The sequence below is a fragment of the Ottowia thiooxydans genome (genome assembly GCF_040548795.1).
Taxonomy (GTDB): Bacteria; Pseudomonadota; Gammaproteobacteria; order Burkholderiales; family Burkholderiaceae_C; genus Ottowia; species Ottowia thiooxydans_A.
Map to the genome: position 1 here is coordinate 627,752 of NZ_JBEPSH010000001.1, position 20,853 is coordinate 648,604.

Here is a 20,853-nt window from a genome sequence, read left to right on the forward strand (position 1 = left end):
AAAAACGAGCGCCTCCACGCCATCTTGAGTCGTCCGTTCACATAGGGTCTTTGGATAAGTGATAATGCGAACCATTCCTATTTTCGTGGCCACCCCAGGTTAGCCAAACAGCCAAATCTTGACGCCAAAAACCGGGGATTCCCCTCTTTCCTATTTGGCATTGGCTGGTCTGTGCTTGAGCGCTACTATCGAGAACTGCTGAGCTTTCTTTCCCGCGCTTTGAAAGACCGCGACACGGCGGCCGATCTAACGCAGGAGAGCTACGCACGCGTACTGGCGGCTCAGCAAGGTGGCCAGCAAGTGGACAATCCACGTGCCTTGCTCTATCAGACCGCTCGCAATTTGGTGATAGATCACCAGCGTCACGGCGTCGTCAGAGCCAGCGTTGAAGCGGTCGATGCGCAGACAGAGGCCGAAGAAGCGCAGGGCTCTCGCAATTGGGAGCCTGAGACAGCAGTGTCTTCACAGCAAGGTGTGTTGGCGTTGGTCAAGGTGATAGATAACTTGCCACTGCGTTGCCGAGAAGCATTCATGCTCAATCGCTTTGAAGGGTTGACTTACCCGCAAGTTGCGCAGCGAATGGATATTTCAGTGAAGGCGGTGGAGCAACATATCAAGCACGCCCTGGATGCATGCGAACGCGCTCGTGCGCAGTCTGCCGGCGAAAGTGAATCAGTTGGCGCGGTGAGAAGAAAACTGAATCGCTCACGGCATGATTGATTGCAGACCTCATTACCAGACGCCAACTTCCAAAGTGGGAGGTTTCCTGGCTTCCCTAGGGTATTTGACGGCTCGTACGTCTACTTAAATAAGAACCAAGATCCCATGAGCAACTCAACCTTCCAGGCAGCCGACTCTTCGCTTAAGCGCGATGAGGCGTTGGACTGGTTCGTTCGGCGCTGCAATGAGCGGTTCAGCGCCGAAGATGAGCAGAGCTTCCAGACCTGGCTGGCGAGAGACTCCGCGCACCGGACCGCCTTTGACCACTGGCAAAGCGAGTGGCAAGCTACGGGCGAGATTCCTCGGGACATGCGCAAGCTGCTGCTGCGCAATCTGGCTTTTGACAAGGCGATGGACCTTGCCCGCAGCACCAGTTCAGCAGAAGTTGCAGCGCAAGCTGCGGGCACCAGCCGTCAGCCCCGTGCGCCACAACCCACGGCCTCGCGCCGACGTATCTTCGCTCCTGCATTGGCCATAGCCGGAATTGCCGCTGTCACGGGTGGCACTGGCCTTCTCGCGTGGAACCAATGGCAAGCCCAACCCGTGTTTGAGCAGGCCTTTAGCACCTCACGTGGCGAACAGGTTGAAGTGCCTTTGCCCGATGGGACTCGGCTTCGGCTTGACGCCGCTACGCGCCTGGAGGTTGTCTACTACCAGCACCGGCGCGAAGTCAAACTGATAGAGGGGCAAGCGGTGTTTGCGGTTAGAAGCAGTGCCGACCGGCCTTTCCAAGTGCTCGCCGGGCCGCTCCGTGTGACCGTGGTCGGCACGCGCTTTTCCGTGCGGCATACGCCTGAAGTGCCAGACGCCTCGGGCGTAGAAGTCGCCGTAGAGGAGGGCAGGGTACGGGTTGAGCGCGTTGCGGAACGAGCAGACAGCGCACCGAATCCGTCCAAGCTGTCGATGGAGTCCGTCCTTCTCACGGCGGGACAGCAAATCTCTGCCGACCGCTCCGGCGAGATGTCTGCCGTATCGCGTGTCCCTGCTGCGGGCATTGCGTCATGGCGTGCAAATCGTGTCAGTTTCAACAACCGGCGCCTGGACCACGCTTTGGCTGAGCTCGCCCGCTATGGCGACCCTCAGCTGCTTATTCGCGATTCGGTGGTAGCGGCCATGCCCATCACTGGTGTTTTCGACCCACGCGACATGGGTACTTTCCGGCGCTTATTGCCTGCCTCGTTACCCGTACAGCTCAAAGTGGTCAGCGGGGATCTGGCCGAAGTCGTGCTTGTTCGATAGCTCGCGGCGTACCGCCTACCCCAATGTAAGACTTCGGCCCTGCTAAGGGACATCGGTCAACCTATGTCATCTTCAGCACCGTCAACCGTTCTCATTTTTTTTCGAGCTATGGCCTAGGGTATCGAATCCACAGTCCGTCTTCCTAAGTAAGAACTATTCGCTTTTACATTTGGAGGACTGCATGTCTTTTTCAACGATGCGCCCGGCGCCGCTTGCCCTTGCTGTGGCGCTGGCCTTTGCTTCCGGGCCTCTGCTTGCTCAGGGCTCCGGTGCTGGCTTGCCCGGGGCGGCAGCAACCTTCAACATTAGCGCGCAGCCCCTCAGCCAGGCTCTGAACGACTGGGCACTGCAAACAGGAGCACAACTTATTGTGCAGCCGGCATTGGTGAGCGGAAAGAGAGCTCCGGCCGTCTCGGGTTCGCTCACGCCAAACCAGGCGCTGGATCGCCTGCTGAGCGGCAGCGGGCTGATGGCCACTCGGGAAGGCAACGCCATTGTCATCAAGGCGGCGCCGCCGACAGGTGACGCTGCAACGCTGCCCTCAGTGACAGTAACCGCCCTGGCGGAACGCAGCGCTACCACAGAAGGCACGGATTCGCTGGCAGCCCGGGCCGTGAGCATCAACAAGGGCGACCAGGCCATCAAGGACATTCCCCAATCCATTAGTGTGCTCACGCGTAAGCAGATGGACGAACGAGGCATAGTCGATCTGAAGGATGCGATCAATGACACCACGGGTACCGTCGGAATCTCCGGTGTCGGTCAGGGCATGGTGCTCTCCGCACGCGGCTTTCAGATCGACGCTTGGCAATACGACGGCGTGGCCATTCCCCGCAACCACTACACACTGGGCAACTGGGGCACCGAAGACATGGTGTTCTACGATCGTCTGGAAGTTCTGCGCGGTGCTTCAGCGCTGTTGCAGGGAACCGGGAGCCCTGGAGGAGCAGTCAACCTGGTGCGTAAACGCGGGCAGTCAGAGAAAACAGTAGCGTTGACCGCCCGTGCAGGCTCCTGGGACCGCTATGGCATGCAGCTGGACGCTGGTGGCCCCTTGAACAAAGAAGGCACATTGCGCGGCCGCGTGGTCCTTGATGAGGCACGAAGCAACTCTTTCGTCGACTACGCCAATGACCGCACCAGGTCTCTCTATGGCGCGCTTGACTATGACATCAGCCCTGACACGACGCTAGGTGTAGGCATCAGCCATTTGGACAGCAAGGGACGCCCGTTTATTCTGGGTGTGCCGCTTTATGCCGGGGGCAGCGATGTCGGCTTGCCGCGTTCCACGTTCACAGGATCCTGGTGGAACCGATCCAACGTGGAGCAAACCACGATTTATGCGGACATCAACCACCGCTTCAATGAGGATTGGAAGCTCAAGGTCTCCGCTATGCGCATGACCGAGAAAAACTCCTCCAAACATCAGCGCATGAGCGGAGAAGTGGCGCCCGACGGGAGCGGGCCGAGCTATGACGACTGGATCACCGACTTCGACTCTTCGAAAGTGGGGCTCGACGCTTACGTCAACGGCCGCTTCGAAGCCTTCGGCCTACGCAACGAAATCACCGTGGGAGCCAACTACTCGAAGTACAGGTCCAGGGACATGTATGCCCGTACATTCACCGACGGCGCCAACATCTTCGACATTGACCACCATCGTCCTGAGCCAACGGTCGAAAGCCTGTTGGCCGCGGGAGGTAGGCAGTCCCGCTCGGGGTATGACGTACAGCAAAAAGGGGTGTACGGTAGTTGGCGCGCACGGCTCACGGACCCACTCACGGCCATACTGGGTGCACGGGCCAGCTGGTACAACAACACCTTTTCTGACTATCGGCTTGGCTCGCAAACCACTGAATCCACTTCTGGCGAAATCACGCCTTACGCCGGCCTGGTCTACGCACTCACGCCGCAGTGGTCGGTATATGGCAGCTACACCAGCGTGTTTGAACCGCAGTCCTCCAGAACTGTCGCGGGCGATGTGCTGCCTCCTGCAATTGGAAAGAACTACGAAATCGGCATCAAGGGAGAGTTGCTCGATGGCCGGCTGAACACGTCGCTTGCAATATTCCGCTACGACCACAAGAACCGCGCGGTCAACGATCTCGCCTCGGGATTTGCCTGTGATGGCTGGTACTGCTCCACGCCCTCGGGCAAGGTCCGCAGCCAGGGTGTTGACGCTGAAGTCAGCGGAGAAGTGCTCAGAAATCTGCAGGTGATGGTCGGCTATACCTACAACACCACCAGGTTCCTGAGTGATCCCACCAACCAAGGCAAGGTATTTAGCACATGGACCCCCAAACATCTGCTTCGCGCATGGGTTTCCTATAGGTTTCCAGGTGAGTGGAGCCGGCTCACGGTGGGCGCTGGCGTGAACGCCCAAAGCCATACGCTCGACTACAACCGTTCGTTCAACGTGGCGGGTTTTGCCACGGCAAGTCTGCGTGTGGGTTATCAGTTCACGCCTGAGCTCAATCTGGCATTGAACGTGAACAACGTGTTCGACAGGCGTTACCTGCAGCCGGGCTTCATTGGGTACACAGGCGGTACTTATGGCGACCCGCGCAATTTCATGTTGACCTTGAAGTACACGCCCAAGCTGTAACGGCAGGCTCAGCGAACGTGCGACAGAGAGATTCCTTCACACCTTCTCAGCTTATGGCCAAGGCTTTGGGCTGAGCATGATCGTGTGGAAATCCCCTTCGCGCAATAAGCCAAGAAAGTAATGCAATGAAAGAAGGCCTCCGGCAGTGCGCTGCCTGGCTGCACACATGGTCGGGCCTCGTGGTGGGATGGGTGCTGTTTTTTGTCTTCGTGACAGGAACAGCCGGCTATTTTCAGCACGAGATCACTCGCTGGATGCAGCCTGAACAACCCATGGCGCAGCCAGTGGGGCAGACGGCGCCTGTAGCCACCATGCTGGCCGCGGCCCTTGAGCGCCTGGAAAAAGTCGCTCCTGACGCGGCCAGTTGGCGCATCACGCTACCGCACGAAACATTGATTCCTCGTGGTTGGCAAGAGCTTGCGATCCGTTGGGAGCAAATGCCCGAAGCTGGCCACGACTTCGGCGCCACCACCATCGAAAGACTGAACCCCCACACGGGTGCAGTGCTTCCCGCACAGGCAGAACCGCGCGCTACTTCTGGCGGTACTGGCCTGTACCGAATGCATTACGAACTTCACTATATGCCCTACGAGTGGGCCATTCGTATCGTCGGCGCCTGCACCATGCTCATGTTGATTGCCATCGTCAGTGGCGTCATAACGCACAAGAAGATTTTCAAGGACTTTTTCACTTTCCGCCCCGGCAAGGGTCAGCGAAGCTGGCTGGACGCACACAACGCCATTAGCGTGATGGCGTTGCCATTTTTCCTGATGATCACCTACAGCGGGTTGATCTTTTTCATGTACTCCTATATGCCCGCAGGTCGGGATGTCATCTACGGCAGTGGTCCTGTGGAGCGCAAAGCATTCTTCCAGGAGCTGCAAGAGCAGACGGAACATCATCACCTTCCCATCAACCGACCAGCCGCTTCATGGGGGCCGGTGCTGGCTGCAGCCAGCACTACCTGGGGCGAGGGCGGGTTGGCGACGATCACTATTGAGCACCTGAAAGGAAAACCTCCGGAGATCATTCTGGCAAAAGCGCAAGGCGGTAGCGTGGACTTCTGGAACCCGCCTACGCTTCGCTTTCACGCGGAAACGGGAAAGGCCTTGCCCGACGAGCCGCGCCCTGGCGGCAGCGCAGCGCTCACGCAAAGTGTCACTCTCGATCTGCACGAAGGGCTGTTTGCCGGCATCTGGGGCCGATGGCTGTACTTCATAGCCGGACTGCTCGGTTGCGCCATGATTGCCACCGGCCTGGTCCTTTGGACGGTCAAGCGCCGCAAGCACCATCTCTCCAGCGGCCAAGCGAGCGCTGAACATTTTGGGGTCAGGCTCGTAGAGAACTTGAACGTTGCCACCATCGCCGGCTTGCCCCTCGCTGTGGCAGGTTACTTCTGGGCCAACCGACTGCTGCCAGTCGAGCTGTTTGATCGCGCCGCATGGGAATTCCATACCCTGTTCGCAGTGTGGCTGGGCAGCTTGTTCTACGCCTTGGCGCGGCCGCTTACCCGAGCCTGGATCGAGCTTCTTTGGGTTGGCTGCCTGGCCTATGCGCTCGTACCGCTGATCAATGCACTAACCACGGATCGCCATCTGGGCCGCAGCCTGAGCGCGGGCGACTGGGAGTTCGCGGGCTTTGATTTGACCATGCTGGCATTGTCCGCTTTGATCGCCGTCATAGCGCTCAAGGTGCAGCGGCGCCTGAAGCCCGAGCAGCCCGGCATACCTGTTGTGCAAGAGGCAGAGGCGCTTGCAAAAGGGATTGTCAAAGGTATTGGCAGAGGAGGCGTTGCATGAGCAAGCCCTCCACACCCACCGCTGCCTACCGCTGGTCCGTCGCTTCGCGAGTGGCAGCCGCCGCGCTGGGCGGCTACGCGTTGTCTTCGGTGGCGACCGTACTCTTGGGCCTCGTCTGGCCTGCGCCTAAAGCGCAAGCCGTGCTCTGGGCCACCATGCTGAGCTTTGTGGTCTACACCGTCGCCGTGATCTGGGCGTTCTACACCCGCAGCGCCAGCCGAGCCTGGATGGGCATGGCGTTGGGAACGGCTGTCTGTACGGCGCTGTCATGGTGGCTCATCCGCGGAGCAGGCGTATGAACGCTCCCATCTTGACAGGCGCCCACCTGGGCATCCTGGCCGTGAGCCTGACAGGCTTTTTTGCACTCGCACTGGCTACTGAGCGCTATTCCGAACACCTGCTGGGCTATTTGCCTGCACCGCGCTGGCGACTGCTTGCTCGGATCTTCGGATGGCTGCTGCTCAGCCTCTCGCTGGCCTGGGCCATTGCGGTACTGGACATCGGCGTGGGCGTGACCCTCTGGTTAGGGTGGCTGAGCATCGCGGCGCTGGCCTGGGTCTTCATTTTCCCCAAATGGCCCTGGCAGCCGCCGGTACGACACAAGCCGACACGCCTGCCTAAGCCCAATCAGGAGTCCGTTCAACCCATCTCGGAGTCCCGTGTTCAGCGTTGGATCGCTTCGGGCCTGTTCGTGACCACAATCGCAGGGTTCTCCATTGCCCTGGCGCGCACGGAGTCGCAGCCTCTCAAAAACCCAGGCGCGCTGCAGGCCTCCATAGGCCCCTGGCGTTTTACTCTGGCTGAGGCCTACCAAAGCCCGCCCGAAGTCATGGAAATGGACGTTCCGATGAAGCAATACCGCTTGCGCTTTTGCGACACCTGCGACAACGAGATTCGACAGGCCTACCTGAAAGTGCACAAGCCTCGATCGGCATACGCCACGGGCATGGGCTTTACGGGCCAGCGCTGGGAGAGGCGGGTGGAGATTCCGCTGCCCAGCACCACCCAAGCGGGCAGCGAGTTATGGCTTACGGTGGTGGGCAAGGATGGCCAGGTGCACCAGAGAGCATGGCGGATAGAACAAGTCTCGCCGTCCACGGTCGCCTGGTTCGACGAAAGGAGGAGGGCTCATGCGCAGCATTGACCCAAAGCAAAAGAAGATGCACTGGGTGACGGGCTTAGTCATGAGTTTGACTACCCTGGGCGCCTTCAATGCCCATGCCCATGAGCCCGTTGCGCGTTGCTTTCTGCTGGACGAAACCACTGTGCGCTGTCGGGGTGCCAGCAACGATGGCGACGAGATGCCCGGCTCGCGCATGCAAGTGATCGCAGTGGATGGCCCGACGCTGCTGGAAGGCAAGCTTGGGAAGGATTCCACTTGGACATTCAAGAAGCCTGCAAAGAATTTCTACGTCTTGTTTGACACCGGACCAGGCTTGCAGATCACCGTGGAACAAGATGAGATCACCTCGCCGCCACGTGAACGCATACCGCTCTGGATGAAATATCCATAAACCCGTATCAGTAATCAGGAGAATCCATGACGCATACGCGATCTTCCAGGAACCATTTCCTGCGTCGACTAGGCGCAGGGGTTTTGGGGGTTTCCGGTCTGTTCGCCACCACGCTGGCATATGCGGACTATCTTTGGTTGCAACTTCGTAGCAGTGGCGTCCATGTGTACGCAGGCGAACTGAGCAAGCCCCTGGATAAGCTGCCCGCGCTGACGGATGTGCGGGTTGTAGTGCCCGAGGGCAAGCCGGCACCCCACCATGAACAGGCTTCGGATCACTTCAAGCTTGCAACAGGGGAGGGCATTAAGGACGATATGCGGTTTACCGCAACGCACGCCGGATCGGACGGCGTGCTTACCTATTACCAGACTCGACTGGGAAGAAATGAAATCAAGGCTATCAACGACCTTGAGCTGGTGCCCACGGTATCGGGAGGCAACACTTTTCGCCTGATGTTCAAGGGTCGCCCTGTGACTGCCAGCCAAGTGAACGTAGACACCACCGAAGGCTGGCGCCGCGTGCTGTCGCCAGCTGAAGACGGCACGGTAAGTTTCACACCATCGTTTCCCGGTTTGTATGTGCTTGAAGTCACTGCGCGTATTGACAACGGCAGTGTGACGCTAGGGGGGAAAAAGTATGACGACGTTCGTCACACGGCAACACTCAGCTTCGAGGTCCCCCGGTGATCTCGTCCACATGCGCCGCACCACTTGATACTTCTGCGAAGCAGGTTTGTTTAGTCCGATCCGGGCGGAGTTAACATCCCGCCGTCGATATGCACCGCGCCAAGTGAACGATCAATGACCGGGAATAAACAAATACGCATCGCTGCGGCCATAATCACTCGTTCGGACGGCCAAACCTTGTTGGTGAGGAAGGCTGGAACTTCAGCATTCATGCAGCCCGGCGGCAAGATGGAACCTGCGGAGTCTGCGGGCCATGCACTCTGCCGCGAACTTCATGAAGAGCTCGCTCTATCCGTGGAACCGGACGAGCTTTTGTATCTTGGGCAATATTCTGCCGTTGCAGCTAATGAGCCCGGCAATACAGTCGTAGCCGAGGTCTTTCATCTGCGCGTGACATCTGATGTCTTTCCCGCTGCAGAGATTGAAGACGCCATGTGGGTGAATCCTGATGCCCCTGGAGATTTGGTTTTAGCGCCACTGACGCGAGACCTGCTTTTGCCTTTGTGCGCCAAGCCGCCTATTGCGGTGGGCTGAAGGACAAACACGTCGACTGAGAAGGCAGGCCTGCGCGCAGGCATGAATGCCTAATTAGCCGCGCTTATCGAAGGTACATCGCGCGGAAGGGTTATAAATGATAAGCATTCTCAATTGATGGTATGATGACCTCATGGACAAGGATCTCAGACCGAGTTTCTTGTCAGGCAGTTCATCGTGGGACGGCCCAGGGCTTCATAGCCGCTGCGGCCGATTTTGCTAGCCATCGGTTCTATCGGCCAGCCATGCACTTTTTTCCCGAACTGCGCAATGAACGCTGCATGTCATGCAGCCTCAACATTTGGAGTAGGCTCGCGCAAGCCTCACAAGACAACGCAAGACAACAGGACACCGTGAGAGGTGTTCCATCTTGTTGACTTTGCCGGAGCATGCCCAATTTGGCATGCTCTTTCGCTCCTGATCCTGCGATTGGCGATACTCCAGCGTCTGGGAACATGTTATTCATCTTTCCAGCCTTGTTGGAAAGAAGATGCCACGACGCCAGCGCGGTTCGCAGCGTTGCTTCTTTCCCATGGCATAACCGTCGCGTGCAAAGCGGGGCCTTTCGGTCACGCAGAATTCCCGCCCCGCATTTGTGATCGCGCTGGTCAAGTATCCGTCTATGAATTTCTTGCTTTTGGTTTTAGAGGAAAGTCCGTGAAGTCTGCGAGCGATAGTTGGTTCGACGAAGCGTATTACCAGCGCTACTATTTCGATAAGAAAACGAGCGTGGTTGACCCTATGCACATCGAGCGGCTGGGTAGCTTTGTGTGCAGTTATCTAAAGTATCTGCGACTGCCGGTGCACAGGGTGCTGGATGTGGGTTGCGGAATTGGGCTGTGGCGCGACGTGATTGCAAGGCATTTCCCTCAGGCCAGGTTTCATGGCGTGGAGTTCAGCGCCTATCTGTGCGAGCGCTTTGGCTGGGAGCGTGGTTCGGTGGTTGACTACCGTGCGAACAAGCCGTTTGATTTTGTTATCTGTCAGGGGGTACTGCCTTACCTGAGCCCGGAAGACCTCAAGCTCGCACTGCGCAACTTTGGCGCGCTGAGCCAGGGCGCGCTCTACATAGAGGCTGTCTCCCATGAGGACTGGGAGCGCGAGACCCTCGATGAAACCTTGACAGATCCGCGCCTGTTCCGGCATCGTGCTCAGCTCTACCGGCGTGGGCTGTCGCGGAGTTTCAATGAGCTCGGCGGCGGCGTCTGGCTAAATCGCGACGCGCCGGTGCCGCTGTTTGAGCTTGAAAGCGCGGCCCGTTGAAACCCGACCACATCAGCTCTCCTCCGCTCGCACCGCATGCGGTCTCGCTGCTGCGTACGCGTCGAATTGCGCGTAGCACCAAGCCGTTCATGGCCCGTGGGGGAGTGCGCGGGGAGCGCTGTACTGGCTGCCGCCTGCGGCCTAGTCATTGCCTGTGCTCGCAGCGCCCCACCCAGGCAACGCAGGCGGGCGTTTGCCTTTTACTCGCAGACACTGAGCCCCTCAAACCCAGTAACACGGGCTGGCTCGTGGCCGATGTGGTGGCAGACACCTTCGCATTCGGCTGGGCACGGACTGAAGTGGACGCCGATCTATTGGCGTTGCTTGCTGACCCCGAGTGGCAGCCGTATATTGTCTTTCCTGGTGAATATGTGAGTGCCGAGCGTGTGCTGCATTCGCTTGACGCACCAAAACAAGAGTCGGACGGGGTCGCGCAAAAGCGCCCTTTGTTTGTTCTGCTTGATGCGACCTGGTCCGAAGCGCGAAAAATGTTCCGCAAGAGCCCATATCTGGATCGCTTTCCGGTGCTGAGCCTGCAACCTGAGCGGCTATCTCGCTATCGCTTGCGCCGCTCCACGCGCAGTGACCACTTTTGTACGGCCGAGGTTGCAGCTATGTGTCTGGAGCTTAGTGGCGATCTTCGGGCCGCGCAGACACTCGAAGCCTATCTGGATCTATTTACCCACTACTATTTGCAGGCCAAGCAACAATTGCCGGCGAACATGGACAGCCCAGCCTGCCAAGCCTGGCGGAATGCACGCACGCATCTTCCGGCAAGCTGAAGTCTGCTGGTCATTGAGGCCGTGCCGTGGCCTGTATGCGGCACAATGGCCAGTACTCCCTCTCTCATACTTTATGCCTTCCCACCCACCTTCGGAGCCAGATCAGGCGCCCATGTGTGATTCCTGCGCCGGAATCCAGCTTAATTGGCGCCGTGCCCCAGGCCACGCCGAATTGGCCCAGCGTCGCAATCGTAAAGAGGAGCGCGCGTCTGGGTTGGTCACTGTTACTCGATATCAGTGCGAGCGTTGTGCGACGATTTGGGATTACGAGAACGACACCCAGAACCTGCATGCGGGCTGGTCGGTTGTGAAGATCTAGGCTCCCCGGGCCTTTCATCTGCTTATCTTTCAGCCCCTTGAATCGGTGCTTTCGAAGCTTGGCCTCCTGAGACGTAACAGGACTGGCTGACCACGGGTGCGCGGAAAGAGCAGGCTACCCTGATGAGGCTGCCCCGGTCTCGACGGATTCGTCAAAGCAACCAATGCAGGCATCGAGTAGCTCATGCAGTGCGGCAACCCTGTCTTCGCCCAAGCGTTCATTCAGCGCGACCTGCGCGGCCTTCCACGCCAGCTGAGTCTCGCTTCTCTTGGCCCGACCCGCTGAGGTAGCCTCCACGAGCCGGCTGCGCGCATCCTTGCCCGCACGTACCTCTATCAGTCCCAGTGCAGAGAGCGGTTGCAGATTGCGCGTCAGCGTGGACGCATCCATCTGCATGCGTCTGGCTAGTTCACCGGGCTCGATAGGGCCCAGCCCCACAACATGAGACAACAAAGCGTATTGCGTGTTCTTGAGTCCAGCGGACGCAACATACTGGTCGTAGTGCCGGGTGGCCAAACGAGTGAGTTGACGTAGCTTCAGGTTAGTACAACCTTGTGGCTTGAGGGCGCTATTCATGTGATACATTGTACCTGCAACTATTGCATATACAATATTAATCCTGAAGGGAAGATATACATGGATGTCGAAAAAGTTGTTGCACTTTGGGAGGCTGATGAGGCGCGTGTTCGTGCGCGTTTGGCTGCGCCTGACTCCAAACCCAAACTGAAGGCGACGGATCTCTCGGGTATGCAAATCTTCGAGGCCATCTTCGCAGGGGATCTGCCTCCTGCGCCCATTGGGGAGACACTGGACTTCGTGCCAATCCACATGGAGCCTGGTTCAGCGGTGTTTCAAGGCCGGCCAAAGCGTCGGCATTACAACCCATTGGGTACGGTGCACGGCGGATGGTTCGCCACACTGCTCGACTCGGCTTTGGGCTGCGCAGTCCATACGACACTCCCTGCGGGAAAGGGCTACACCACTCTGGAGTTGAAGGTGAACATTGTCCGTCCACTCCATGACCGAGTGCCTTTTGTTCGCGCTGAAGGCAAGATTGTCCACCCCGGGCGCCAGGTAGCCACGTCCGAGGCGCGCATTGTCGGCCCGGATGGCAAGTTGTACGCCCACGCCAGCACCACGTGTCTCATCTTCGATGTCCCTCAGTCAGCGTCTTGATAGAAGCATGAAGACAGCTGCAAAGATTCTGCATTCCGTGCAGAGTCAATTTTCAAAGCACTTTTAATTGACGGAATTTCCATGAGTACTCTTTATCTGGAAGATTTCACTCCCGGCCAGCGACTGGGCGGTGCCACGCGTATTCGCGTGGAAGAGAGCCGAATCAAGACTTTCGCCTCGGAGTTCGATCCACAGCCTTTTCACCTGGATGAGACAGCTGCGACCGCCTCGATCTTTCGCGGCCTGGCCGCCAGCGGCTGGCACACAGCTGCCATTACCATGCGCTTGCTGGTCGAAAGCGACTTCAAACCTGCGGGTGGCATCGTAGGGGCTGGTTTCGATGAACTGCGCTGGCCTCGACCCGTGCGTCCTGGTGATGAATTGCGTGTTGAAAGCGAGATTCTGGAGGTGCGGCCCTCAAAGTCTCGTCCGGAGCAAGGTCTGGTAAAGGTTCGCACCAACACATTGAACCAGGACGGCCATGTAGTTCAGACCTCGGTCGGCAATCTAGTGGTCCAGAGACGTCCCAATTCAGCGCAGTGAATGCCCTGTAGCAGCGGGCTTGGCGAGAGCTCAGAAGATGTGAAGGACAGCGTCATGCCATAGGTCCGAGAAGCGCATTCAGCGAAAGTGCTTGGTCTGCTCAGCTTGCGGAGGCTTAAAGCTGGTGCAGTGAGAAATTTCGAAAGAACTCCATGAGTCAATCCAGTCGTCACTTGCCAGCCACGTCCAGGTTTTCTCGCCATGCCCTGTGGCTCGTGCTCATTGCGGCCGCAGGAACTTACGCGCTCTCCATGGGCGTGCGCAACACGATGGGCTTGTACCTGTCGTCCTTGAACACAGCCACCGGCCTCGGCATTGGCAATATCAGTCTGGCGTTTGCCTTCGGGCAGCTATGGTGGGGCCTGACTCAACCATTTGCGGGCGCCGTGGCCGACCGCATTGGCACAGGACGCGTCATTTTCATAGGCATTTTGCTGGTGGCCATCGGGACGGTGATCACCCCGCTCATGACCTCCACCATGGGCCTGATTTTCGCCATTGGCGTACTGGCTGCCGGTGGGGCCGGCATGGCCGGACCGTCGGTATTGATGGCAGCTACGGCTCGGCTGGTGCCCGCTGAACGACGAGGCATGGCCTCGGGCATCGTCAACGCTGGCGGATCGTTCGGCCAATTCGCCATGGCTCCCATCGCGATCGGCTTGACGGCAACTCTTGGCTGGGCCGCCTCCATGCAGTGGCTGGGCGTGCTGGTCCTTCTGGCGTTGCCTGCCATCTGGATGCTCAAGGGCAACTCCAAAGCCATGGCCGCCGCCGCAGCAGCGGCTTCTGGCAAAAAGGCGCTCACCGCACGCGAAGCGCTGAGCCAGGCGTTGGCAACGCCGAGCTACGGTTTTCTCGCGCTGGGCTTCATGGTGTGCGGCTTTCACGTGGCGTTCCTGGCAACTCATCTGCCTGGTGTCGTCGAAGCCTGCGGCCTACCGCCAGCCATCGCGGGCTGGTCCCTGGCCATGATCGGCCTATTCAACATTGTCGGGAGCCTGGCTATGGGCTGGGCAGTAGGGCGTTGGCGCATGAAGTCTCTTCTCTCCATGCTCTACGCTGTTCGCGGTTTGGCAGTGCTGGTGTTCCTGTTGGCACCCAAGACGCCGGCCATCATGCTCATATTTGCAGCAGTGATGGGGGTGACTTACCTCTCTACAGTTCCCCCCACGGCTGGGCTGGTCGCCAAGATGTTTGGTCCCTCCAACATGGCCATGTTATTTGGTGTTTTGATGCTGGCGCACCAGATAGGCGGCTTTGCTGGTGCCTACCTGGGCGGCCAGGTGTTCCAGGCCACCGGCAGCTACGACTGGGTCTGGTACATCGACATTGCGCTTGCTGCAGGCGCTGCTCTCATCCATCTTCCCATTCGGGAAGCCAAACTCAGCTTGCGCCCTGCGACCGCTTGAGTGGGCAACTTCGGGTTTTTCCAGGGGCAGGACGTGCGGTCACCGTGGGACTGCACAGCAAGTTTTGAGTCATACCTGAGATTCATAATTGGAATTAGCCTCGCACAGGGGAATGGTTTGAAACGAACGTATACATCGTTGGTTTCAAATTCACGCCAATGACTCAATACGTCGCCGTACTGCGTTTGAAACGGTAACGAATGGGGCTCACGATATGGGGTGTTAGTGCGCTAACATGCGGCGGGAGCACCTCCGTGCATCGAGGACCAGCGTTGTCAGCTTGCCTGCGATGAGCCTGGAATGCTGCTCCAACTCCTATTCCATGATGCAATAACCTATGGCCGAAGCGTTCGATTTTTTTCAAGCGTGGCTCAAGAATCCTTTGCGAGTGGCCGCCGTCGTCCCCTCAGGAAAGGCGCTCGCTCAACTCATCACCTCGGAGATTTCCCCAGACACCGGGCCAGTGATTGAACTGGGGCCGGGCAGCGGGGTTTTTACGCGGGCCTTGATTGATCGCGGCATCAGGCAGGAAGATCTTGCACTGATCGAGTTCGGAGCAGAGTTTGCTCAAGCACTTCGCTTGAGCTATCCGAGAGCCTGCACTCTGCGCATGGATGCTGCGCGACTGCGCACCGCCGACATCTTTGAGGGCCGGCCCGCAGGTGCTGTCGTCAGCGGACTGCCACTATTGACCATGCACCCGCTTAAGTCGGCTGCCATTTTGAGGGGCGCTTTTCGCAAAATGAAACCGGACGGTGCTTTCTACCAGTTCACCTACGGACCGCGTTGCCCTGTGCCGCGCAAGCTATTGACTCGCCTTGGCCTGCAAGCACAGTGGATTGGCGGCACGCTCACCAACATCCCGCCAGCCTCGGTCTACCGGCTGAGCCAGATTCAGAGTTCCCATTGAGGAAGGCGCGTTAACCAAAAGCTTGAAGGTTCCGATTCGGATCCTCAGGCCAGGTCACGCTCGACTATTGCCTCAATCTCAGCCCACTCGTCATCGGTGAACAACCGAGAGCGGGTATGAAAAGCCCGTCCGGTATTTCCTTCCAGCGAAAAGGTACCACCACTGCCTTCAATGACATCCAGAATGAGTTGGGTGTGCTTCCAGTATTCATACTGAAGTTTGCCTATGTAAAAGGGCACCTCACCCACTTCTCCCAGTTTGATGTCCTGGGAGCCAATGGTCAAATCTGTTGGTAGATAGCAATTGGCAGCGCTGTTGTCGCAACAACCGCCGGACTGGTGAAACATGATCTGGCCATGCAGCGCTTTCATCTCTTCAATGAGCGCCAGGGCGGCAGGAGTTGCAATGACGCGTTCGACCATAAGAAGACCTCCACTGCCATATCAAGAGGAAAAGGGCGAATCGCTTCGCCCCTGGAAAAAAATAGCGACGAAAACGATCTATTAGAGCCTGTTCAGAGCCTCCTCACTGTGCGATGGTGTTCGTTGCACGCCGCCTGAAACACGGGGTCTGCACTCGCGCAGAGGCTATCAACAGGCTCTTAGAAGAATCCCAGTTTGTTTTCGCTGTAGCTCACCAACAAGTTCTTGGTTTGCTGATAATGGTTCAGCATCATCTTATGGTTTTCGCGGCCAATGCCCGACTCCTTGTACCCGCCGAAGGCAGCATGCGCCGGATAGGCATGGTAGCAATTGGTCCACACACGGCCAGCCTTGATAGCCCGTCCCATGCGGAAAGCCAGGTTTCCGTTGCGTGTCCACACGCCGGCACCCAGACCATACAGTGTGTCGTTGGCGATTTCCAAGGCCTCTGCCTCGTCCTTGAAAGTGGTGACAGCCAGGACAGGGCCGAAGATTTCTTCCTGGAAGATGCGCATCTTGTTGTGGCCTTTGAACAGAGTGGGTTGTACGTAGTAGCCACCTTCGAGATCGCCACCCAACTTAGCCTGTTCACCCCCGGCAAGTACTTGCGCACCTTCTTGCTTGCCCAGCTCCAGGTAGGACAGGATTTTTGTGAGTTGCTCCTTGCTCGCCTGTGCACCCATCATGCTGTCACTATCCAACGGGTTGGCGTGCTTGATGGCTGCCACCCGTTTAAGAACCTTTTCCATGAACTTGTCGTAGATGCTCTCCTGAATAAGCGCTCGGCTCGGGCAGGTGCAGACTTCGCCCTGATTGAACGCAAAGAGCACCAGCCCTTCGATCGCCTTATCCAGGAACGCGTCGTCTTTGTCCATGACGTCTGCGAAGAAGATGTTCGGTGATTTGCCACCAAGCTCCAGGGTGGCCGGAACCAGGTTGTTGGCCGCTGCCTGAGCGATCACGCGGCCGGTGCTGGTCGATCCAGTGAAGGCAATTTTCGCGATACGCTTGCTTTGAGCCAGCGGCATTCCTGCTTCGCGGCCAAAGCCGTTGACGATGTTCAACACGCCCGGCGGCAAAAGATCACTGATCAGTTCTGCAAGAATCAAAATGGAAACCGGCGTTGATTCCGCTGGCTTCAGCACGACCGCGTTTCCAGCGGCCAGAGCAGGGGCCAGCTTCCACGCGGCCATGAGAATAGGAAAATTCCATGGAATGATCTGACCCACTACGCCCAGCGGTTCGTGAAAGTGGTAAGCCACCGTGGTCTCGTCCAGTTCGCTGAGGCCGCCTTCCTGCGCGCGCAGGGCGCCGGCGAAGTACCGAAAATGGTCCACCGTCAGTGGAATATCGGCTGCCAGCGTCTCGCGAATAGCCTTGCCGTTGTCCACGGTTTCTGCATATGCCAGCACCTCCAGGTTCTGCTCAATCCGGTCAGCAATCTTCAGCAGCACATTGGCACGGTCAGCTGCAGGCGTTTTGCCCCACGCATCAGCGGCCTTGTGGGCTGCATCCAGTGCCAGCTCGATGTCCTCCGCTCCCGAGCGAGCAGCCTGCGTATAAATCTTGCCATTGACCGGGGTAATGACGTCGAAGTATTGACCCTTGACCGGTGGCACGAATTTGCCGCCGATGAAGTTGTCGTAACGGGCTTTGAACTCGACTTTTGCGCCGGCCTGGCCGGGGGCTGCATAAATTGCCATGGAGGTCTCCTTATTGGTAAGAGGTTCAACTGGGGGATGCGGAACACTCCGCACACTTCATCTCATTGCAAGACCGATGCCATGGCGTTAGATGACCTGAAGACTCAGGGTAAACACTGTAGTTTTGCCGGAAACCGCGTGGCGGAACAAGCTCCAGGCCCATGTACCTCGTCCGAATTGGAGCAACACGTTCCATCACAGCGCAGGCTCACTGTTTCAGAATGGAGCAATCTGTACCCGCCGCCCCGTAGAGAAAAGTGCAGCACCGCTTGACTCAAACCGGGCCTTGTAATCAACTCGGCGTCCAAAACTCAGTCAATTGTGATAGTGTGGGACCCAAGGGTTTAGGGCGCGTTCACAAGTAAGTTCGCTCCCGCGTAAGGCTCTGACGAGCCGCAGTCACCACGCCCTAGCCCAGTTGTCAGTGCTTTGACAGTTCTTCAGGAAACGCGGATGGATCACAACAAGGCTCCGTTGCTCAGCGACTTGCATACGAATGCCGCCTCCAGCAGGGCCGGGCGCTGGAGAACTTCGCCCCAAAGTGCGGGCGACTATCTGTACGCGGGAGTACAAAGCAAGGAGGTCGGCCACTCGGTCACACCACCTGGCGCGAACGGCGAGGGCAGGGCCGATGCGTATATTCCCTTGGCGCACGAGCGTTCCCGCGCGCACGGCTTGGGTAGCGGTGACATCCCTGATTTCGCCAGTCCCAACACCTCGCTGTTGCGAAGCGAACTGGAAGCAAACCACTTCTTGTTTCAGCACGCGGCTCCCGTGATGGAAACCCTCTACGGGCAGATAGCCAACACCCATAGCATGGTATTGCTTACCTCTGCTTCAGGAATGATTCTCCATTCATTGGGTGACAACGACTTTCTGGAAAAAGCTCAGCGCGTTGCCTTGACGCCCGGTATGGATTGGTCTGAACGCGGCAAAGGCACGAACGCGGTGGGAACTGCACTCACAGAGGGTGAGGCCCTGACCGTCCATGGTGACCAACACTACCTGGAAGCCAACCATTTCCTTACTTGCTCGTGCGCTCCTATTTATGACCCACACGGTCAGGTCATAGGCGCTCTCGATGTCTCGGGGGATCGGCGGGGATACCACCAGCACACGCTGGCGTTGGTGCGTATGTCGGCTCAGATGATTGAGAACCACATGTTTGCCGGTGTATTTCCGAGGGCCATCCGCTTGCATTTTCACGCGCGGCCCGAGTTCCTGGGCACTCTGGTGGAAGGTATCGCGGCCTTCACGCCCGATGGCCGCTTTCTGTCTGCCAACCGCAGCGCTCAGTTTCAACTCGGACTGCCTTTCAACGCACTCAAGGCGCATACTTTTTCGTCGCTCTTCGGGCTGCCGATTTCCTCTCTAGTAGAAGAATCCTGGGGGGGCCTGCCGACACCCCAACAATTTTGCATGCATAACGGCGTGAGTGTCTGGTGCCGCGCTCAATTGGAACGCGAACCAACCTGGGCGGCGCCTCGCTCATCAGCGGGGACTGCGGCAACAAGGCCTTCGGCATCTCCTGCGGTGCGCAAACCCCGTTTTTCATCATTGCAGTATCTGGACACAGGGGACGCTCAGGTCTCAGCGGTCATTCGCAAGCTCCGCTTGCTGTCTGGTCGCGACATTCCCATCATGATTCTGGGTGAGACCGGAACAGGCAAAGACCTGCTTGCGCAAGCCGTCCACAGTGATTCCGAGCGAAGAGGGGGACCCTTTGTCTCTGTCAACTGCGCCTCCATTCCGGACACTTTGATTGAAGCCGAGTTATTTGGCTACGAGGAGGGCGCTTTTACGGGTGCGCGCAAAAAAGGCTCTCCGGGCAAGATTCTTCAGGCCAGCGGCGGAACCCTGTTTCTCGATGAGATCGGTGACATGCCCAAGCATCTACAGGCGAGACTGCTGCGCGTGCTTCAGGAGCGAAAAGTAAGCCCGCTTGGTTCGGGCAAGGAAATAGATGTCGACCTGGCGGTGATCAGTGCCACGCACAAGAATCCCAAGTCCATGATCCTCGCTGGAGACTTCCGAGAAGACCTGTATTACCGTCTTAACGGCCTGGTGGTCAAATTGCCAGCACTGCGTGACCGCACGGACTTTGATTTTGTGATGCGCCGGCTTATTGATAGCCTCTGCGAAGGCAACGATCCGGTGGCTATTTCCGGGGACGTTGTTGATATGTTCCATCGCTATCACTGGCCAGGCAACTTTCGCCAACTGCATAACCTGTTGCGGACAGCGGTTGTGATGGTGGGAGAGGATCGGCTAATTGAACGCGGTCATCTCCCTGATGACTTTCTGGAAGAGGTGGGTTTTGAAGACGTGCGTGACGTCATCTTGCAAGCTCAAGCCGTGGATCGGTTGTCACTCGCTCAGAACCATGACGCCCCTGCATCGCTTCAGTTCATAGGATCTAACGAGAGCTCAAGTCCCGTGCAAAGCCTTCAGGATTTGGCTCTTCAGGCCATGGCTCAGTCTTTGCGTGAGCACAAAGGAAATATTTCTGCCGTGGCCAAAGCTCTCGGTATATCGCGCAACACCATCTACCGAAAGAAGCATCTGCTTCCCCCGGGGCTGCTCGATTAGCCGAGGGCTTTGGAAAGGCCCAGCTCTAGTTTAATTTGATCTTCTTATCGATCTTGACTGAGGCTTTTTCATCGCGCTTGCGCGCAATGAACACTCGCTTCATGTAAGCCACATCAGCGGTGGACAGATGTTTCTGTGCCGCGAGAAATTGTTCTTGTTCCTCTTCCCTGACGTGGTGTAGATACTCGTCCTTCGCCTTCTTGAAACGGCGCATCCAAGTCGGAGAAGCCATATCCCGTGCGGCAAGGTCAGCTAGCATTTCGTCCAGCTCTTTATGCTCGCTGACCGCATGTCTTGCGTCGTCAGTGGTCTTGGGATTTCGCATCACTGTAGACCAAAGTGCCTGCTCTTCTGCGGCTGAGTGGGCCTTGATTTCCTTTACAAGCTCCCTGAAAAGCTTCTTCCTTTCAGGCGACTTCCCTTCAGTTTCTTCAATCATGGCGAAGAGAGCGCGATGCATATCGTGATCTTCCACAAGGCGGCCGAAAATATCGGGATTGCCGCGGAAGGTGGTCGCAGGAGTGCTTCCAAGCCTGACGGGCAGGTCGGGAACGATGGCCTTTGCCTTGGCAATGGATTTGGCCTTGGCCTGAGCTTGAAATGTTTGTGGGTGCATTTTTGAAAGCGCTTAGCGGGGGGT

The 20,853-nt window shown here is 57.7% G+C and carries 21 protein-coding genes; 17 read left to right on the forward strand and 4 right to left on the reverse strand.

Features of this window, described 5'->3' with window-relative positions; translation table 11 throughout:
• Positions 1-171 precede the first annotated feature (171 nt).
• From ABIE13_RS02885 to ABIE13_RS02940, 12 genes are all read left to right on the forward strand, one after another.
• Entirely contained in the window at positions 172-720 is a 549-nt protein-coding gene (locus tag ABIE13_RS02885; RefSeq protein ID WP_354440967.1) for a sigma-70 family RNA polymerase sigma factor, read from the forward strand.
• Positions 721-825: 105 nt separating this feature from the next.
• Positions 826-1,959 (forward strand): FecR family protein, encoded by a 1,134-nt coding sequence (locus ABIE13_RS02890; RefSeq protein WP_354440968.1) that lies wholly within the window; start codon positions 826-828, stop codon positions 1,957-1,959.
• A gap of 181 nt (positions 1,960-2,140) precedes the next feature.
• Entirely contained in the window at positions 2,141-4,564 is a 2,424-nt protein-coding gene (locus tag ABIE13_RS02895; RefSeq protein ID WP_354440970.1) for a TonB-dependent siderophore receptor, read from the forward strand.
• Between the two features lie 125 nt (positions 4,565-4,689).
• Complete coding sequence (locus ABIE13_RS02900) at positions 4,690-6,363, forward strand: PepSY-associated TM helix domain-containing protein (RefSeq protein WP_354440972.1); 1,674 nt, start codon at positions 4,690-4,692, stop codon at positions 6,361-6,363.
• On the forward strand, positions 6,360-6,662 hold the full coding sequence (locus tag ABIE13_RS02905; RefSeq protein WP_354440974.1) for an iron transporter: 303 nt from the start codon (positions 6,360-6,362) through the stop codon (positions 6,660-6,662). Before ABIE13_RS02900 ends, ABIE13_RS02905 begins: the two co-directional genes overlap by 4 nt.
• Positions 6,659-7,507: a DUF3325 domain-containing protein gene (locus tag ABIE13_RS02910; RefSeq protein WP_354440976.1), complete on the forward strand. Its 849-nt coding sequence runs from the start codon at positions 6,659-6,661 to the stop codon at positions 7,505-7,507. The genes ABIE13_RS02905 and ABIE13_RS02910 overlap by 4 nt, the downstream gene beginning before the upstream one ends.
• On the forward strand, positions 7,494-7,877 hold the full coding sequence (locus ABIE13_RS02915; protein ID WP_354440978.1) for a hypothetical protein: 384 nt from the start codon (positions 7,494-7,496) through the stop codon (positions 7,875-7,877). Before ABIE13_RS02910 ends, ABIE13_RS02915 begins: the two co-directional genes overlap by 14 nt.
• 26 nt (positions 7,878-7,903) lie before the next feature.
• Positions 7,904-8,563 carry a hypothetical protein gene (locus ABIE13_RS02920; protein ID WP_354440979.1) on the forward strand — a complete coding sequence of 220 codons (660 nt, stop codon included), beginning with the start codon at positions 7,904-7,906 and terminating at the stop codon, positions 8,561-8,563.
• Positions 8,564-8,677: 114 nt separating this feature from the next.
• Positions 8,678-9,097, forward strand: a complete 420-nt coding sequence (locus tag ABIE13_RS02925; protein ID WP_354440981.1) for an NUDIX hydrolase — start codon at positions 8,678-8,680, stop codon at positions 9,095-9,097.
• Between the two features lie 657 nt (positions 9,098-9,754).
• On the forward strand, positions 9,755-10,360 hold the full coding sequence (locus ABIE13_RS02930) for a class I SAM-dependent methyltransferase (RefSeq protein ID WP_354440982.1): 606 nt from the start codon (positions 9,755-9,757) through the stop codon (positions 10,358-10,360).
• Positions 10,357-11,142: a tRNA-uridine aminocarboxypropyltransferase gene (locus ABIE13_RS02935; protein WP_354440984.1), complete on the forward strand. Its 786-nt coding sequence runs from the start codon at positions 10,357-10,359 to the stop codon at positions 11,140-11,142. Before ABIE13_RS02930 ends, ABIE13_RS02935 begins: the two co-directional genes overlap by 4 nt.
• 73 nt (positions 11,143-11,215) lie before the next feature.
• On the forward strand, positions 11,216-11,461 hold the full coding sequence (locus ABIE13_RS02940; protein WP_354440986.1) for a hypothetical protein: 246 nt from the start codon (positions 11,216-11,218) through the stop codon (positions 11,459-11,461).
• Between the two features lie 114 nt (positions 11,462-11,575).
• Here the strand turns inward: ABIE13_RS02940 and ABIE13_RS02945 are convergent, their stop codons facing one another.
• The gene (locus tag ABIE13_RS02945; protein ID WP_354440987.1) at positions 11,576-12,037 is read right to left on the reverse strand and encodes a MarR family winged helix-turn-helix transcriptional regulator; all 462 of its coding nucleotides are present in this window, start codon (positions 12,035-12,037) and stop codon (positions 11,576-11,578) included.
• Between the two features lie 60 nt (positions 12,038-12,097).
• On the opposite strand from ABIE13_RS02945, the gene ABIE13_RS02950 reads away from it, so the two are divergent.
• From ABIE13_RS02950 to ABIE13_RS02965, 4 genes are all read left to right on the forward strand, one after another.
• Positions 12,098-12,637 carry a PaaI family thioesterase gene (locus tag ABIE13_RS02950; RefSeq protein ID WP_354440989.1) on the forward strand — a complete coding sequence of 180 codons (540 nt, stop codon included), beginning with the start codon at positions 12,098-12,100 and terminating at the stop codon, positions 12,635-12,637.
• An 81-nt stretch (positions 12,638-12,718) separates the two neighbouring features.
• Positions 12,719-13,180, forward strand: a complete 462-nt coding sequence (locus ABIE13_RS02955) for a MaoC family dehydratase (protein ID WP_354440991.1) — start codon at positions 12,719-12,721, stop codon at positions 13,178-13,180.
• 152 nt (positions 13,181-13,332) lie between these two features.
• The gene (locus ABIE13_RS02960) at positions 13,333-14,589 is read left to right on the forward strand and encodes an MFS transporter (protein WP_354440992.1); all 1,257 of its coding nucleotides are present in this window, start codon (positions 13,333-13,335) and stop codon (positions 14,587-14,589) included.
• A gap of 337 nt (positions 14,590-14,926) precedes the next feature.
• A complete protein-coding gene (locus ABIE13_RS02965; RefSeq protein ID WP_354440993.1) occupies positions 14,927-15,499 on the forward strand; it encodes a class I SAM-dependent methyltransferase in 573 nt (190 codons plus the stop codon).
• Between the two features lie 44 nt (positions 15,500-15,543).
• Here ABIE13_RS02965 and ABIE13_RS02970 read toward each other — a convergent pair whose 3' ends face one another.
• Complete coding sequence (locus ABIE13_RS02970) at positions 15,544-15,921, reverse strand: DUF779 domain-containing protein (protein WP_354440994.1); 378 nt, start codon at positions 15,919-15,921, stop codon at positions 15,544-15,546.
• Between the two features lie 179 nt (positions 15,922-16,100).
• The gene (exaC, locus tag ABIE13_RS02975) at positions 16,101-17,624 is read right to left on the reverse strand and encodes an acetaldehyde dehydrogenase ExaC (protein ID WP_354440995.1); all 1,524 of its coding nucleotides are present in this window, start codon (positions 17,622-17,624) and stop codon (positions 16,101-16,103) included.
• Between the two features lie 453 nt (positions 17,625-18,077).
• On the opposite strand from exaC, the gene ABIE13_RS02980 reads away from it, so the two are divergent.
• Positions 18,078-20,213: a sigma-54-dependent Fis family transcriptional regulator gene (locus ABIE13_RS02980; RefSeq protein ID WP_354440996.1), complete on the forward strand. Its 2,136-nt coding sequence runs from the start codon at positions 18,078-18,080 to the stop codon at positions 20,211-20,213.
• Between the two features lie 25 nt (positions 20,214-20,238).
• Here ABIE13_RS02980 and ABIE13_RS02985 read toward each other — a convergent pair whose 3' ends face one another.
• Positions 20,239-20,829 carry a hemerythrin domain-containing protein gene (locus ABIE13_RS02985; RefSeq protein ID WP_354440998.1) on the reverse strand — a complete coding sequence of 197 codons (591 nt, stop codon included), beginning with the start codon at positions 20,827-20,829 and terminating at the stop codon, positions 20,239-20,241.
• Between the last annotated feature and the right edge of the window lie 24 nt (positions 20,830-20,853).

Excerpts from the sequence above, each read along its gene's own strand:
- ABIE13_RS02940 (WP_354440986.1), top strand. The coding sequence starts at position 11,216 with ATGCCTTCCCACCCACCTTCGGAGCCAGATCAGGCGCCCATGTGTGAT.
- exaC (WP_354440995.1), bottom strand. The coding sequence starts at position 17,624 with ATGGCAATTTATGCAGCCCCCGGCCAGGCCGGCGCAAAAGTCGAGTTC.
- ABIE13_RS02955 (WP_354440991.1), top strand. The coding sequence starts at position 12,719 with ATGAGTACTCTTTATCTGGAAGATTTCACTCCCGGCCAGCGACTGGGC.
- ABIE13_RS02895 (WP_354440970.1), top strand. The coding sequence starts at position 2,141 with ATGTCTTTTTCAACGATGCGCCCGGCGCCGCTTGCCCTTGCTGTGGCG.
- ABIE13_RS02915 (WP_354440978.1), top strand. The coding sequence starts at position 7,494 with ATGCGCAGCATTGACCCAAAGCAAAAGAAGATGCACTGGGTGACGGGC.
- ABIE13_RS02980 (WP_354440996.1), top strand. The coding sequence starts at position 18,078 with ATGGATCACAACAAGGCTCCGTTGCTCAGCGACTTGCATACGAATGCC.
- ABIE13_RS02950 (WP_354440989.1), top strand. The coding sequence starts at position 12,098 with ATGGATGTCGAAAAAGTTGTTGCACTTTGGGAGGCTGATGAGGCGCGT.
- ABIE13_RS02925 (WP_354440981.1), top strand. The coding sequence starts at position 8,678 with ATGACCGGGAATAAACAAATACGCATCGCTGCGGCCATAATCACTCGT.
- ABIE13_RS02910 (WP_354440976.1), top strand. The coding sequence starts at position 6,659 with ATGAACGCTCCCATCTTGACAGGCGCCCACCTGGGCATCCTGGCCGTG.
- ABIE13_RS02965 (WP_354440993.1), top strand. The coding sequence starts at position 14,927 with ATGGCCGAAGCGTTCGATTTTTTTCAAGCGTGGCTCAAGAATCCTTTG.
- ABIE13_RS02945 (WP_354440987.1), bottom strand. The coding sequence starts at position 12,037 with ATGAATAGCGCCCTCAAGCCACAAGGTTGTACTAACCTGAAGCTACGT.
- ABIE13_RS02985 (WP_354440998.1), bottom strand. The coding sequence starts at position 20,829 with ATGCACCCACAAACATTTCAAGCTCAGGCCAAGGCCAAATCCATTGCC.
- ABIE13_RS02960 (WP_354440992.1), top strand. The coding sequence starts at position 13,333 with ATGAGTCAATCCAGTCGTCACTTGCCAGCCACGTCCAGGTTTTCTCGC.
- ABIE13_RS02890 (WP_354440968.1), top strand. The coding sequence starts at position 826 with ATGAGCAACTCAACCTTCCAGGCAGCCGACTCTTCGCTTAAGCGCGAT.
- ABIE13_RS02920 (WP_354440979.1), top strand. The coding sequence starts at position 7,904 with ATGACGCATACGCGATCTTCCAGGAACCATTTCCTGCGTCGACTAGGC.
- ABIE13_RS02905 (WP_354440974.1), top strand. The coding sequence starts at position 6,360 with ATGAGCAAGCCCTCCACACCCACCGCTGCCTACCGCTGGTCCGTCGCT.
- ABIE13_RS02970 (WP_354440994.1), bottom strand. The coding sequence starts at position 15,921 with ATGGTCGAACGCGTCATTGCAACTCCTGCCGCCCTGGCGCTCATTGAA.
- ABIE13_RS02900 (WP_354440972.1), top strand. The coding sequence starts at position 4,690 with ATGAAAGAAGGCCTCCGGCAGTGCGCTGCCTGGCTGCACACATGGTCG.